We start from the raw sequence: 13,391 nt of genomic DNA, 5'->3' as shown, positions 1-13,391 counted from the left end.
ATGCGCACCCCGCGCGCCGCGTCACCACTTAACTGCTTTTGTTCAGGGTTTTAGACAGTCGTTAATCGCAGCCAGCACCATATCATGCGCCACGCCGCTGCGCACTTCGGCACGGCCTATTGCCAGCGGTAGCACCAGACGCAGTTCACCAGCCAGCACTTTTTTATCGCGCAGCATATGTGGCAAATAGGTGTCTGCCGTCATGCTTTCCGGTCCCTGCACGGGCAAACCCGCACGCTGCAACAGCGCGATAATGCGTCGCGTATCCGCCTCGCTGAACTGGCCCAGCCGCTGCGCCGTACGCGCCGCCATCACCATACCCGCCGCGACAGCCTCGCCATGCAGCCAGTTGCCGTAGCCCATATGCGTCTCAATGGCGTGGCCAAAGGTATGCCCCAGATTCAGCAGCGCACGCTGGCCGTGCTCATGCTCATCCGCAGCGACAACCTCTGCTTTAAGCTCGCAACAGCGGCGAATGCACCAGGCGATTGCCTGTTCATCCAGCGCCAGTAGCGCATCAAGATTTTGCTCCAGCCAGCTAAAGAAGTCGCCATCCAGAATGATGCCGTACTTAATCACTTCTGCCAGGCCTGATGCCAGTTCACGAGGTGGCAGCGTACGCAGACAGTCGGTGTCAATAATCACCGAAGCAGGCTGATAAAACGCGCCAATCATGTTTTTGCCGGACGGATGGTTTACCGCCGTTTTACCGCCGACCGACGAATCGACCTGCGACAGCAGCGTGGTGGGCACCTGAATAAAGCGCACGCCGCGCTGATAGCTGGCGGCAGCAAAGCCGGTAAGATCGCCAATCACGCCGCCACCCAACGCAATCAGCGTGGTGTCGCGACCGTGTGGTTTTTTGAGTAACGCGGTAAAGACGTCATCCATCACGGCGAGCGTTTTGTATTGTTCGCCGTCGGGTAAAATCACCTGATCCACCTTGACGCCCGCTGCCGTCAGCAACGCCGACAGGCGCTCAAGATAGAGCGGAGCCAGCGTCTGGTTAGTGACCAGCATCGCATTATCGCCCGCTTTTAGCGGCCAAAAAGAAGCCGGATCCTTGAACAGTCCGGCGGCGATGGTAATGGGATAGCTACGCTCTCCCAGTGAAACAGTGATCTTCTCCATGATGCTCGATACCTGTTACTGAGCCTTTCGGCATGGGATCAGTTTTTTTCCAACATGTGGATAATCTGGTTAGCCACCACTTTAGCACTTTGATCGTCAGTACGAATGGTGACATCCGCGATCTCTTCATAGAGCGGATTACGCTCGCCAGCCAGCGCTTCAAGCACTTCGCGCGGTGGGGAATCGACCTGCAACAGCGGGCGCTTTTTATCGCGCTGCGTGCGTGCCAGCTGTTTCTCAATAGTGGTTTCAAGATAGACCACCACGCCGCGGGCGGAGAGACGATTGCGTGTTTCACGGGATTTAACGGAACCACCGCCAGTTGCCAGGACAATGCCCTGCTTTTCGGTCAGTTCGTTGATGATTTTTTCTTCGCGGTCACGAAATCCAGCTTCGCCCTCGACGTCAAATACCCAGCCCACATCCGCTCCGGTACGTCGCTCAATTTCCTGATCGGAATCGAAAAATTCCATATTGAGTTGCTGAGCTAACTGACGACCAATAGTGCTTTTGCCGGCACCCATCGGCCCAACCAGAAAGATATTGCGTTTCTCTGCCATTTTTGTCGGTATTACTAAGAATTCGTTGATGATACCCCGCGTGCAGCTAACTAGCTGGCGGGACAGGAACTGAGACCTCATGAGCGTTAGCAAGAGTCAGATGAAAAATTATCTCAACACTCAAGGGCGTTTGGCAACCGAATAAATCGCCCCCCGGCATTCCTCTTGCGGGGCCGGTGTGCGATATGCGAAACGATGCGCATTAGCGCTGCGCTTTTACGCGCCGCCTTAAGAGAAGAGATATCTGACCCTGACGGATACGCGCCGTCGGGACGGTTACAGCGTTCTAAAAATCGCTAAACCTTGTAAGCTAATTCCTGCCCTGCGTCAACGCAGTTGGCACCACGGAACGTATTTTCCGGTTTATCCGGACGTAAGCGCTGCTTCCCTGACCAATCGAGGCGTAATAAAGATAACCAGCTCGCGTTTTTTATTTTCGGCGGTCTGGTGGCGAAACAATGCGCCCAGTAGCGGAATATTGCCGAGCACCGGAACACGGTTTTCCCCCTGGCTGCGCTGCTGCTGGAAAATACCGCCCAGCGCCAGCGTCTCGCCATCTTTTACCGTGACCTGTGTTTCGATCTCCTGTTTATCAATTGACAGCGCGCTGCTGTCACCGCTTTCGACAATGCGGCCCGGCACGTTCTGGCTGATACGAATTTTCAGTTGAATACGGCCGTTGCCCAGCACCCTGGGCGTCACCTCCATTCCTAATACTGCCTCTTTAAACTCAATGGTCGTGGCGCCACTGGTGCCTGCTGAGACCTCATAGGGAATTTCACTGCCCTGCTTGATCGTCGCTTTTTGCTGATGCGAGGTGAACAGGCGTGGGCTGGCAATAATATCCACCTGGTTCTCCTGCTCCAGCGCGCTCAGCTCCAGATCCAGCAGGCGGCCGCCAACGCGCGCCAGCGTGACGCCTGCGCTCATTCCCGGTGAGCTGACCGCCAGGGGAATTGCCATTCGTGGATTGCGTAGCGCTGCCGTTGCTGCGTCTGAACCAGAAGAGAGGGTCCAGTTCACGCCAAGCTCACGCAATGTCTCTTCGCTGATGGTGACAATCTGTGCCGCCAGTTCTACCTGCTCAAGCGGCACATCCAGCGCCCGCAGCCAGCGTTCAGCATCATCAAGCGCTGCCGGCGTATCACGCAGCAGCAGCGCGTTAGCACGTGCGTCCAGCGTCACGCTGCCGCGCGGCGTCATCAGGGTTTGTCGCTCACCTTGCAGGCTGCGAAACACCTCTTCGGCACTGGCGTAGTGCAGCGTCACGTTTCGCAGTGCCAGCGGCTGTTGCTGTTCGCGGGCCGCGTGCTCTGCACGCTCTGCCTGCTGCTTTTGCTGTTGCCAGCTACCGGGATAAACCAGTAGTACATTTTCCTCTTCCACTACCTTAAGGTCGGCAAGCCGCGTGACCAGCGACACCGCCTGCCGCCAGGGAAGATCGTCGAGCCGAAGCGAAAGCCGACCCTTAACGCCCGGCGCGATGAGCAGATTGACGTGCTGATACTCTGCCAGCGCCTGAAGGATCTGTTCGACCGGCGCGTCATCAAAATTCAGGCTAAGCCGCTGATTATCGTTGTCCCTGGCGAAGGCGGGCGGCAGGCAGATACACGCCAGCAGAAAGAGAGCCATCCTGAGCATAAACGCTTCCTTTTAATGAGAAGGTGGTGGACTGGGGTGCACAGCCGCTGCGCGTCCTCAGCGTCAGGCTGCGCCGATCAATCGCACTTAATTGCCAGCCCGGTAGTGCGACGGGTTCTGTGGGTGCAATTGTCAATACCGCGTTTTGTGGCGAAACCAGCCTGGCACGGAGTCCAGGCTCGCGTCCCAGCACCCCCTGCAGCCGCCAGCCGGTCAGCACGGCAGGAGGTGCCTCACACAGGCTTTGCGCTGCAGGCTGGAAAGGATCGCGTGGAGCGGCACAAAGGCTGGCGGTGATAAACCAGAGCATGATGAGTTCAGCGCGCATCCTGTTTCTCCAGCCAGACACTGACCCGTAACCGCCCCTGCTCCGCCTCCAGCAAAAAGCGGGAGGGGAAAGGGGTAGCCGCCTGTGCCAGTTCCGCAAACAGTGGCTGGAACTGCGGCCAGGCCAGCTGTAGCGTCAGCATTCGCGGCTCTGCTTCCGGCTGCCATTTCTCCAGCTGATGACCGCGTGCTGCCAGTAACGCCTCAAGTCGTGCGCTGCGCGTGGAGAGACTGGGCGCACGCGCCAGCTCAGCAAGCTGTGCATGCATTTGTGTCTCGGCAGGCAGCGCCCTGAGCTGCATTAGCTGATGCTGATAAGCGTGCTCAAGCAGGCTCACCTCAGCATGCACCCTCTGCTGCGCCAGCCGCCGGGGCTGAATCAGCATCAGCCATAGCGCGAGTGCCATCATCGCCAGCGCCGTCGTTGTAAACGTCATTTGCCTGCGCAGCGACAGGTGCAGCCACACATCCAGCAGGTTATTCACTGTCAGATTCGCGGGTTTGCGCACGCAGCGCGAAATGATAAAGACCATCCTGCTGCCGCTGCACGCTGCCCTGCATCACCGCGCTAAACAGCGGTAGCGCTTTCAACTGCTGACGAAATTCGCGTATTGCCTGCATGTCTTGCGCCCCGCCCTCTATGCGCAGCTGTGCAGATGATTTTTCTATACGCAGTAGCCAGAGGCGATCCGGCAGCAATGACGGAAGCAGCTGCCAGAACTGATGCCAGCGTATCAGACGGTCGGTATGGTACTGCGTCAGCCGTCGCGCTGCCTGTCGGGCCAGCAGCTGCTGGTGTAGCGCCTGCTGATGACTGAGCCGCTGCTCAATCGCCGTCAGCGCGTCACGCGCCTGCCGCTCCGCGGCCTGTAGCTGCTGGCTGCCACGCTCAAGCCGCCACAGCTGTAGCGCCATCGAGAGCAGCAAGAGCACGAGCATGACGCAGGCAAAGGTAGTGCTGATGCGCCGCTTGCGCTGCAGGCGCGCATCGCGCCACGGCAGTAGATTTACCGCAACCATCAGCTGTCCTCCGGACGCAGCGCCAGCCCAGCGGCAATACAAAAGGGGGCTTCCTGCTGCGGCAGCGGCGGCTGCCGGCAGGCAAACAGGCTGAGCGGTGAGAAAGGCGTGAAGGTATCTGGCAAGGCAATATGCGCCGGTACACAGCCATAGCGCACGCTGGCCGACGGGAAACAGCGCTGCGCCAGCGTCTCGGGCGCGATCGCGCAATCGGCATAACCAACAGGGACGTTGCTGGTGCGGCTATACCAGAGCCAGTGCGTATCCTGATGTAACAGCAGGGCAGCACCTTCTTCCAGACCGCCCAGTTGGGCCGTCAGCGCCAGCGCATGCGTCGTCAGCTCAAAAACGGCAGGTTGCAGGCCGCTTTGCTGCAACGGCGTCAGCCACTGAGCTATCGCTTCCCGCCGGGCAGCGGTGACACAGAGCTGATTCTCCCGATCGCTGGCGCGGTAGTCCAGCGCCAGCACGTCCGCGTCAACCGGAAAAAGCCGCTGCGCGGCGGCTGTCACGTAGCGCCCCAGTGCTGGCTCCTGTAAATGCTGCGCTGGCAGGGTCAGCGGCCGCTGCAATACCAGCTGGGCAGGCAGCCCGACGCGCAGCGAGTAGCGTTGCGGCAGCTGCTGTTGCAGCTTACACAGCGCCGCCTGTAACGCAGGCGAAGATTGCAGCATGCCGTTTCTTAACGTATCTTTCGGCAGCCCTTGCTGCCACCAGCGACGCAGCTGCCAGCCGTCACGACGACGTTGAATAGCGAGGGCACAGAGCTGCGTATTCTGAATATCCAGTCCGACTTGCCATGTCTGAAAAGCCATGCGCGCGATCTCCTTATCTACAGGGGTAAAAGGACGTATCAAAGCGTCTGGCTTGCCTTTATACTACCGCGCGGTTGTTTATAAACTGCCCAAACGACAACAGATGGGAAATTCCAGGTGAAGTTCGTAAAGTATTTATTAATCCTTGCAGTGTGTTGCATCTTGCTGGGAGCTGGCTCGATTTATGGTCTGTACAAATACATAGAGCCGCAGCTGCCGGACGTAAACACGCTGAAAGATGTACGTCTGCAAACGCCCATGCAGGTGTACAGCGCGGATGGCGAACTGATCGCCCAGTACGGGGAAAAACGCCGTATCCCGCTTACTCTTGAGCAAATGCCGCCAGAGATGATCAAGGCTTTCATTGCAACGGAAGACAGCCGTTTCTATGAGCACCACGGCGTCGATCCGGTCGGCATTTTCCGCGCGGCCAGCATTGCGCTGGTGTCAGGCCATGCTTCGCAAGGCGCGAGTACCATTACTCAGCAGCTGGCGCGTAACTTCTTCCTGAGTCCTGAGCGCACGCTGATGCGTAAAATCAAGGAGGCGTTTCTTGCTATTCGCATTGAGCAACTGCTGAATAAAGATGAGATCCTTGAGCTTTACCTGAACAAAATCTACCTTGGCTACCGCGCTTATGGCGTCGGTGCCGCCGCGCAGGTTTATTTCGGTAAACCCGTCGATCAGCTTTCGCTGAGCGAAATGGCGATGATCGCTGGCCTGCCTAAAGCACCATCGACCTTTAACCCTCTCTATTCCCACAGCCGTGCGCTGGCTCGCCGCAATGTGGTGCTGGCGCGTATGCTGGACCAGCACTACATCACCCAGCAACAGTATGATGAGGCGCGTAATACCCCGCTGGTTGCGAACTATCACGGTCCGGAAATTGCCTTCTCTTCACCTTATCTGACGGAAATGGTACGCCAGGAGATGGTGAAGCGATACGGCGATGGCGCTTACAACGATGGCTATAAGGTTTACACCACCGTTACGCGCCGCCTGCAACAGGCAGCCCAGGACGCGGTACGCAATAATGTGCTGGCCTACGATATGCGTCACGGCTACCGCGGCCCCACCAGCGTGCTGTGGAAAGTCGGCGAGCAGGCGTGGAGCCAGGAGCAGATCCTGAAAGCGCTGAAGCCACTGCCGGCTTACGGACCGCTGTTGCCCGCCGTGGTGACCCAGGTCAGCAGTGACGAAGCCACCGCTCTGCTCAAAGATGGCTCCAGCGTGTCGCTGGGCCTCGCAGGCGTGCGCTGGGCCCGTCCGTTCAAATCCGATACGGTACAGGGCGCGACGCCGAGAAGCGTGTCGCAGGTGATCCAGACGGGCCAGCAGATTTGGGTGCGTAAAGTCGACAACGCCTGGTGGCTGGCACAGGTGCCAGACGTTAACTCGGCGCTGGTCTCACTCGATCCGCAGACCGGTGCGGTACGCGCGCTGGTGGGCGGCTTCGACTTTAACCAGAGCATGTTTAACCGTGCAACGCAGGCGCTGCGTCAGGTCGGATCCAATATTAAGCCATTCCTCTATACCGCAGCGATGGATCGCGGTCTGACGCTGGCGTCTATCCTGAACGACGTCCCGATCTCTCGCTGGGACGCGGGTGCAGGGGCCGACTGGCGACCTAAAAACTCGCCGCCCACCTATGACGGTCCGATTCGTCTGCGTCAGGGTCTGGGCCAGTCGAAAAACGTGGTGATGGTGCGCGCCATGCGTGCGATGGGTGTCGATTATGCGGCAGAGTATCTGCAACGCTTCGGTTTTCCGGCGCAGAACATCGTGCATACTGAATCGCTGGCGCTGGGCGCGGCCTCCTTTACCCCGCTGCAGGTCGCGCGTGGCTATTCGGTGATGGCAAACGGCGGCTTCCTGGTTGACCCCTACTTCATCAGCAAAATTGAGAACGAGAAAGGTGACACGCTTTTTGAAGCGAAGCCGCGTATCGCCTGCCCGCAGTGCAATTTGCCGGTGATTTATGGCGATACCCGCAAAGCGCTGGCGCTTAACGAAGAGAGCGTCGAGAACGTTGCCACCTCCGATCAAAACCAGAACCAGCCTGCGCCGCAGCCTGCCCTGGAGCAGGTACCTGCCCAGCCGCAGGCAGACAGCACACAGGCGTATGCGCCGCACGTCATCAACACACCGCTGTCGTTTTTGATCAAAAGCGCGCTGAATTCCAACGTCTTTGGTGAACCCGGCTGGATGGGCACGGGCTGGCGTGCCTCACGCGATTTGAAGCGCAACGATATTGGCGGCAAAACCGGTACCACCAACAGCTCGAAAGATGCCTGGTTCTCAGGTTACGGTCCTGGCGTGGTAACAACCGTATGGATCGGCTTTGACGATGCACGCCGCGATCTTGGTCGCAGCACGCTGTCGGGCGCGATTCCCGACCAGATTTCCGGCTACGAAGGCGGCGCGAAGAGCGCACAGCCCGCCTGGGATGATTATATGAAAAGCGCGCTGGACGGTGTACCGGTGCAGCCGCTGACGCCGCCGGAGGGTGTCGTTACGGTAACCATCGACCGCAGCACCGGCAAGCTGGCGAACGGCGGCGGCAATACGCGCCAGGAATATTTTATTAACGGCACGCAGCCAACGGAATATTCCGTGCACGACGTCGGCACCACCATTATGGATAACGGTGAGAGCCACGAGCTGTTTTAATTCGTGATAACAACGTAAAAGGCCGACACTACTGTCGGCCTTTTTACTGGGTGTGTGCGGCTCAGTAGCTAAGTCTGCCCTGCTGCACCAGCCATTCACGTACCAGGAACAGCGCGCTGACGTTACGTGCCTCGCGAAAGTCGGGCTCCTGCAACAGCGCCAGCAGCTTGTCGAGCGGCCAGCGATGCTCAATGAGCGGCTCTGGCTCATCACCTTCCAGCCGCTCAGGATAGAGCCCTTCGGCCACCACAATGTTCATTTTGCTGGAAAAGTAGGACGGTGCCATGGTGAGCTTGCTGAGAAACTCCAGCTTTTCGGCTCCCAGGCCCACCTCTTCTTTCAGCTCACGGTTCGCCGCTTCAAATACCGTTTCGCCAGGATCAATCAGTCCTTTAGGAAAACCCAGCTCGTAGGTTTCCAGCCCAACCGCATACTCCTGAATCAGCACGACCTGATTATCGATAATGGGCACAATCATTACCGCCTCGCGTTCGGACGGCTTCATGCGCTCATAAACGCGTCGTGCGCCATTACTGAAGGCGAGATCGACCGATTCGACGGTAAATAACCGCGAGCGTGCCACCGTTTCTACATTGAGGATGTCGGGTTTTATTAACGGGTTTTTCATATCAGCCTCAGACTTTCAACGCCGTGCGATGCCGGGAACACGTCAGCTTACCTGACCAAAAGCGTTTGTGCGACAGCGAGTTTAGCGGCTTATCCTCGCACACCCTCGTGCAGAACGGTAACAATGCATTGTTATAGCCGCTAACCTTTTTGCCATAAGTCAACGTCATCCGTTAAAATTCAGAAAAGACCGATGTTTAATTCAGTTTTTGCTAGTTAACATTCGCGCAAGGCATGCTGAAATATTTTCTAATTTAATGATTTTGCGCGTTATTTCCTCCGGCATTTCACTTGTCAGAGTGGTTAATTCCCGCCAAAATTGTCTTAAATAACAGTTCTATCTGGGAGCATACGTCCAACGTGAAGGCGGGATTTTGGCTGAATTGAGCAAAGCATGAGCACAATCCTCATTTTATTATTCATCGTGCTGGCCTGCTCAGGTTTGGCAGGTATTGGCTTCTGGTATGCAATGCGGCGACGTCCGCCGTTGGCGAAACCGCTGCCCTTTATCAGTCCACCTTGCCGCAAACTCACCGACGACGAACGCCGCGCGGTGGAGAAATATGTCGCCTCGCTTGCGAGACCGTCACGCCTTGCTGTGCCCGGCGAAAAACATGCGCTCTATGATAATCTCACGCTCACTGCCCAGAGCAACAATGTCTATCCGGTAACACGCGCCATTACCCGCTATGGCCTGTCAACCGACGATCCGCACAAGTGGCGCTACTACCTCGACGAAGTGGAAGTGCATCTGCCCCCGCACTGGGAACAGTACATCAACGATGAAAATTACGTTGAGCTGATCCGTACCCAGACCATTCCACTGGTGATTTCCCTCAATGGTCACTCACTGGTTAATTACGGCACGGACCAGCCGTCGCTGCCCACGCTGGTGCGCCCCGGTTCGACTAACGCCTCAATTCGCAAAGAAGAGAGCGAAAACGTTGAGCTGTTGCAGGTGCGCAAAGAAACGCTGGAAGAGTACCAGCTGACGCGTCCGGACGGCACGCGTGAAGCCGTCACCATCACGTTCGCCTTTTTGCTGTTTTTTATCAGCCTGCTGGTACCCACCAGTTTCATGCTCTGGCTGGTGCTGCTGGGATGCGCCATGATTGGGGTCGGCACCTGGTCACTGTTTCACATTCCCAGTCAGAAACGCATGCGCGATATTCACTGTCTGCGCGGTGCCCCCAAGCGCTGGGGTCTGTTTGGCGAATCGAACCAGGAACAGAGCAATATCACGCTGGGTATTATCGATCTTGCCTATCCGCCGCACTGGCTACCTTACGTGGCGCACGACCTGGGACAAACTACCGACGTTGAAATCTATCTGAACCGGCAGGTAGTACGACAGGGCCGCTTCCTGTCCCTGCAGGATGAGGTGCGCAACTTCCCTATTCAGCGCTGGCGCAAAAACGTGGTGCTGGCCTGTGGCTCGCTGCTGGTGATGGCGCTGCTGGTTAGCTGGATCCCCCTTAGCATGCCTGTGAAGCTCAGTCTGGCCTGGATCAAGGGCACCGAAACGCTGGAAGTGAACAGGGTAGACCAGCTGGCAGCACAGTCGCTGCACGTCGGTGATATTTTAAAGGTTACCGGCACCGGCATGTGCTCCGTTCCCGATAATTATCAGAGCAACCGAAGCTACGCCTATATGCCGTTCGACTGTTCAGCCATCTACTGGAATAACGCTTCCCCGCTGCCGCAACCGCAGTCGGACATCATTGATAAAGCATCGGCGCTGCTGGAGGCGACCACGCGTCAGCTGCATCCGGAAACCAACACCGATCCCAAACTTAATCCTCAGCTCGCGTCAGCTATTCAGAAATCGGGCATGATTCTGCTGGATGATTTCGCCGACCTGGTGCTGAAAACGCAGGATCTCTGTAGCCAGCCGCAGGACTGCGTCAGGCTCAAAAATGCATTGGTTAATCTTGGCAACGCCAAAGACTGGGATACCCTGGTACGCCGTGCCGACTCCGGGCAGTTGAGCGGGATGAACGTGCTGCTGCGCCCGGTAAGTGCGGAGGCGCTGGAAAATCTGGTCAGCACCGCCACGTCCAGCTTCTTTTTTCGTGAGACGCGCCGCGCGGCCGAAAATCTCAACAGCCCGCCGCCAGGCGGTTACCTGATTGCCAGCGACGAGGGCCGCCAGCTGGTGAACCAGCCGCAGCCCTCTGTCTCTCTGTTCGATCTGGATGCGCCTTCACAGTGGCGCGAGCTGCAACGGCTTTCAGGCATGCTGCTGCATACCCCGTTCAGCGCCAGCGGCATTATTACTGGCCTGTCGGTGGATGCTAACGGTACGCACCATATCGCCCTGCACAACGAGCCGGATGCCATGGCGATGTGGCGCCATCTGGGTACCGTACTGCTGCTGACGATCCTGCTGGCCTGTGCGCTGGTTAACGCCTTGCTGGCGCTGCGTCGCATTCACCGCAATCGTCAGCGTATGGCCAATATTCAGCAATACTATGACAAATGCTTTAATCATAACCTCAGCACCATGCAGAGCGTCCGTCCGATGTTTTGACGTCGCTCTTCTGCCAGCAGCCCCCTGCTCTCTCCTGTACTGTTCTGTGCTACCCTGTCGCCCACTTTTTATTGTGGAACCTCCTGATGACGCTGAACTGGTCGCAAATTGATACCGTACTGCTGGATATGGACGGCACGCTGCTGGACCTGGCCTTTGACCGTCATTTCTGGCTGGAGCATGTGCCGCTAACGCTGAGCGAAACGCGCGATATTACACTTGCTGAGGCGGAGTCGCTGATTGCGGAAAAGTACCAGGCCGTGGCGCATACGCTAAACTGGTATTGTCTGGACTACTGGGCAACGGAGCTGGCGCTGGATATTCGTGCCATGACCTTTGCCAAACGCAGCCTGGCAACGATGCGCGACGATACCGTGCCGTTTTTGCAGGCGCTGCGTCAGGCAGGAAAACGCACCATTCTGCTGACCAACGCCCATCCGTACAATCTGGATATCAAACTGGCGCAGACAGGTCTTGCGCCACACCTTGATTTATTGCTTTCCACCCATACCTTTGGGTATCCGAAAGAGGACCCGCGCTTGTGGCAGGCGGTGGAGCAGCACACCGGATTTGATCGTCCGCGAACGCTGTTTATTGATGACAACGAGACCATTCTCGACGCGGCAAAAAGCTGGGGCATCGGCTGGTGCTTAGGCGTCAGCAACCCCGACTCCGGGCGTCCCGATCAGGTCTTCCAGCGTCACGCGGCGGTCCGCGATTTTCGCACCCTGTGCAGCGCGCTGGCGTAAACGGGAGCAGCAATGAAAGAGAAAAGTAGCGAAGAGGTTCGCCTCGACAAATGGCTGTGGGCGGCGCGCTTTTACAAAACCCGTTCACTGGCGCGCGACATGATTGAAGGCGGCAAGGTGCACTACAACGGCCAACGCAGCAAGCCAAGCAAGCTGGTTGAGCTGGAGGCAGAGCTGACGCTGCGCCAGGGCAACGACGAGCGCACCGTCATTGTAACCGGTCTGAGTGACAAACGCGGCCCGGCAGAGGTGGCGCAGCAGCTTTACCGCGAAACCGCCGCCAGCATCGAAAAAAGGGAAAAAACCGCGCTGGCGCGCAAGATGAACGCGCTCACCATGCCGCATCCCGATCGCCGCCCCGACAAAAAAGAGCGCCGCGATCTGCTGAAATTTAAATTATCGGGCGACGAATAAGCTTCGCCCCAACGAGAGAAACGTTATGTCTGTACAAGATCAACTGCATCGTTACCTGTTTGAGAATGTGGCCGTGCGCGGCGAGCTGGTGAATGTCAGCCACACCTGGCAGGAAATTATCAAGAACCATGACTATCCGGTACCGGTGCAGACGCTGCTGGGCGAACTGCTGGTGGCGACCAGCCTGTTAACCGCCACGCTAAAATTTGACGGCGACATTACCGTACAGCTTCAGGGTGACGGCCCGCTGTCGCTGGCGGTTATCAATGGTAACAACCGTCAGGAGCTGCGCGGCGTGGCGCGTGTGAAGGGCGAAATCCCGGCCGACAGCACGCTGAAAAGCATGGTGGGCACGGGCTATCTGGCGATCACCATTTCTCCTGAGAAAGGGGAGCGCTATCAGGGCGTTGTTGCTCTGGAGGGCGAAACGCTGGCAGCCTGCCTCGAAGACTACTTTATGCGCTCTGAGCAGTTGCCGACCCGCCTGTTTATTCGTACCAGCGAAAAAGGCGCAGCGGGCATTCTGCTCCAGGTGCTGCCCGCACAGGATACCGAAACCGAAGACTTCAACCATCTGGCCACGCTGACCGAAACCGTGAAGACCGAAGAGCTGATCGATCTCCCCGCGACTGACGTGCTGTGGCGCCTCTACCATCAGGAAGAGGCCACCGTCTTTGATCCGCAGACGGTAAGCTTTAAATGTACCTGCTCGCGCGAGCGCTGTGGTGAAGTACTGAAAACGCTGCCTCAGCATGAGGTAGATGAGATTGTGGAAGAAGATGGTCAGGTCGATATGCACTGTGACTACTGCGGCACGCACTACGTTTACGACGCCGTCGATATTGCTGCCATTCGTAAAGGTGGCAGCGACAGCGAAAACAGCGAAAGCATTCACTGATTTATCTCT

At 57.5% G+C, this 13,391-nt stretch carries 13 protein-coding genes; 5 read left to right on the top strand and 8 right to left on the bottom strand.

The genetic code is table 11. The annotated features are described in order from the left end of the window. Positions 1-42: 42 nt before the first annotated feature. The 7 genes from aroB to pilM all read right to left on the bottom strand — a co-directional run bounded on the left by aroB (position 43) and on the right by pilM (position 5,494). A complete protein-coding gene (gene aroB / locus HP564_RS15630; protein ID WP_371244552.1) occupies positions 43-1,131 on the bottom strand; it encodes a 3-dehydroquinate synthase in 1,089 nt (362 codons plus the stop codon). A gap of 38 nt (positions 1,132-1,169) precedes the next feature. Beyond that, complete coding sequence (gene aroK, locus HP564_RS15625; protein ID WP_033753090.1) at positions 1,170-1,691, bottom strand: shikimate kinase AroK; 522 nt, start codon at positions 1,689-1,691, stop codon at positions 1,170-1,172. A gap of 363 nt (positions 1,692-2,054) precedes the next feature. After that, positions 2,055-3,332, bottom strand: coding sequence for a DNA uptake porin HofQ (hofQ, locus tag HP564_RS15620; protein ID WP_371244550.1), 1,278 nt, complete (start codon positions 3,330-3,332; stop codon positions 2,055-2,057). Next, positions 3,262-3,660: a HofP DNA utilization family protein gene (locus HP564_RS15615; RefSeq protein WP_371244549.1), complete on the bottom strand. Its 399-nt coding sequence runs from the start codon at positions 3,658-3,660 to the stop codon at positions 3,262-3,264. Before HP564_RS15615 ends, hofQ begins: the two co-directional genes overlap by 71 nt. Continuing rightward, positions 3,650-4,096 (bottom strand): hypothetical protein, encoded by a 447-nt coding sequence (locus tag HP564_RS15610; RefSeq protein ID WP_371244547.1) that lies wholly within the window; start codon positions 4,094-4,096, stop codon positions 3,650-3,652. The genes HP564_RS15615 and HP564_RS15610 overlap by 11 nt, the downstream gene beginning before the upstream one ends. Before the next feature lie 40 nt (positions 4,097-4,136). After that, entirely contained in the window at positions 4,137-4,679 is a 543-nt protein-coding gene (locus HP564_RS15605; protein WP_371244546.1) for a PilN domain-containing protein, read from the bottom strand. After that, positions 4,679-5,494 carry a type IV pilus biogenesis protein PilM gene (gene pilM, locus HP564_RS15600; RefSeq protein ID WP_371244544.1) on the bottom strand — a complete coding sequence of 272 codons (816 nt, stop codon included), beginning with the start codon at positions 5,492-5,494 and terminating at the stop codon, positions 4,679-4,681. Before pilM ends, HP564_RS15605 begins: the two co-directional genes overlap by 1 nt. A 117-nt stretch (positions 5,495-5,611) precedes the next feature. Here pilM and mrcA point away from each other — a divergent pair, with 117 nt between their 5' ends. Then, on the top strand, positions 5,612-8,164 hold the full coding sequence (gene mrcA / locus HP564_RS15595) for a peptidoglycan glycosyltransferase/peptidoglycan DD-transpeptidase MrcA (protein WP_371244542.1): 2,553 nt from the start codon (positions 5,612-5,614) through the stop codon (positions 8,162-8,164). 61 nt (positions 8,165-8,225) lie between these two features. Here the strand turns inward: mrcA and nudE are convergent, their stop codons facing one another. Beyond that, positions 8,226-8,792, bottom strand: coding sequence for an ADP compounds hydrolase NudE (gene nudE, locus HP564_RS15590; RefSeq protein WP_371244540.1), 567 nt, complete (start codon positions 8,790-8,792; stop codon positions 8,226-8,228). Between the two features lie 393 nt (positions 8,793-9,185). On the opposite strand from nudE, the gene HP564_RS15585 reads away from it, so the two are divergent. From HP564_RS15585 to hslO, 4 genes are all read left to right on the top strand, one after another. Further along, positions 9,186-11,321, top strand: a complete 2,136-nt coding sequence (locus HP564_RS15585) for an intracellular growth attenuator family protein (RefSeq protein WP_371244538.1) — start codon at positions 9,186-9,188, stop codon at positions 11,319-11,321. An 86-nt stretch (positions 11,322-11,407) separates the two neighbouring features. Continuing rightward, positions 11,408-12,070: a GMP/IMP nucleotidase gene (gene yrfG, locus HP564_RS15580; protein WP_371244537.1), complete on the top strand. Its 663-nt coding sequence runs from the start codon at positions 11,408-11,410 to the stop codon at positions 12,068-12,070. Between the two features lie 12 nt (positions 12,071-12,082). Further along, positions 12,083-12,484, top strand: a complete 402-nt coding sequence (gene hslR / locus HP564_RS15575; RefSeq protein ID WP_371244536.1) for a ribosome-associated heat shock protein Hsp15 — start codon at positions 12,083-12,085, stop codon at positions 12,482-12,484. 25 nt (positions 12,485-12,509) lie between these two features. Next, positions 12,510-13,382, top strand: coding sequence for an Hsp33 family molecular chaperone HslO (hslO, locus tag HP564_RS15570; protein WP_371244535.1), 873 nt, complete (start codon positions 12,510-12,512; stop codon positions 13,380-13,382). The last annotated feature ends 9 nt before the right edge of the window (positions 13,383-13,391 follow it).

It is taken from the genome of Pantoea sp. KPR_PJ (assembly GCF_041386365.1).
Classification (GTDB): Bacteria; Pseudomonadota; Gammaproteobacteria; order Enterobacterales; family Enterobacteriaceae; genus Pantoea.
This window is presented reverse-complemented; position numbering and strand designations above follow the sequence as displayed.

Excerpts from the sequence above, each read along its gene's own strand:
- aroB (WP_371244552.1), bottom strand. The coding sequence starts at position 1,131 with ATGGAGAAGATCACTGTTTCACTGGGAGAGCGTAGCTATCCCATTACC.
- aroK (WP_033753090.1), bottom strand. The coding sequence starts at position 1,691 with ATGGCAGAGAAACGCAATATCTTTCTGGTTGGGCCGATGGGTGCCGGC.
- hofQ (WP_371244550.1), bottom strand. The coding sequence starts at position 3,332 with ATGCTCAGGATGGCTCTCTTTCTGCTGGCGTGTATCTGCCTGCCGCCC.
- HP564_RS15615 (WP_371244549.1), bottom strand. The coding sequence starts at position 3,660 with ATGCGCGCTGAACTCATCATGCTCTGGTTTATCACCGCCAGCCTTTGT.
- HP564_RS15610 (WP_371244547.1), bottom strand. The coding sequence starts at position 4,096 with ATGACGTTTACAACGACGGCGCTGGCGATGATGGCACTCGCGCTATGG.
- HP564_RS15605 (WP_371244546.1), bottom strand. The coding sequence starts at position 4,679 with ATGGTTGCGGTAAATCTACTGCCGTGGCGCGATGCGCGCCTGCAGCGC.
- pilM (WP_371244544.1), bottom strand. The coding sequence starts at position 5,494 with ATGGCTTTTCAGACATGGCAAGTCGGACTGGATATTCAGAATACGCAG.
- nudE (WP_371244540.1), bottom strand. The coding sequence starts at position 8,792 with ATGAAAAACCCGTTAATAAAACCCGACATCCTCAATGTAGAAACGGTG.
- HP564_RS15585 (WP_371244538.1), top strand. The coding sequence starts at position 9,186 with ATGAGCACAATCCTCATTTTATTATTCATCGTGCTGGCCTGCTCAGGT.
- yrfG (WP_371244537.1), top strand. The coding sequence starts at position 11,408 with ATGACGCTGAACTGGTCGCAAATTGATACCGTACTGCTGGATATGGAC.
- hslR (WP_371244536.1), top strand. The coding sequence starts at position 12,083 with ATGAAAGAGAAAAGTAGCGAAGAGGTTCGCCTCGACAAATGGCTGTGG.
- hslO (WP_371244535.1), top strand. The coding sequence starts at position 12,510 with ATGTCTGTACAAGATCAACTGCATCGTTACCTGTTTGAGAATGTGGCC.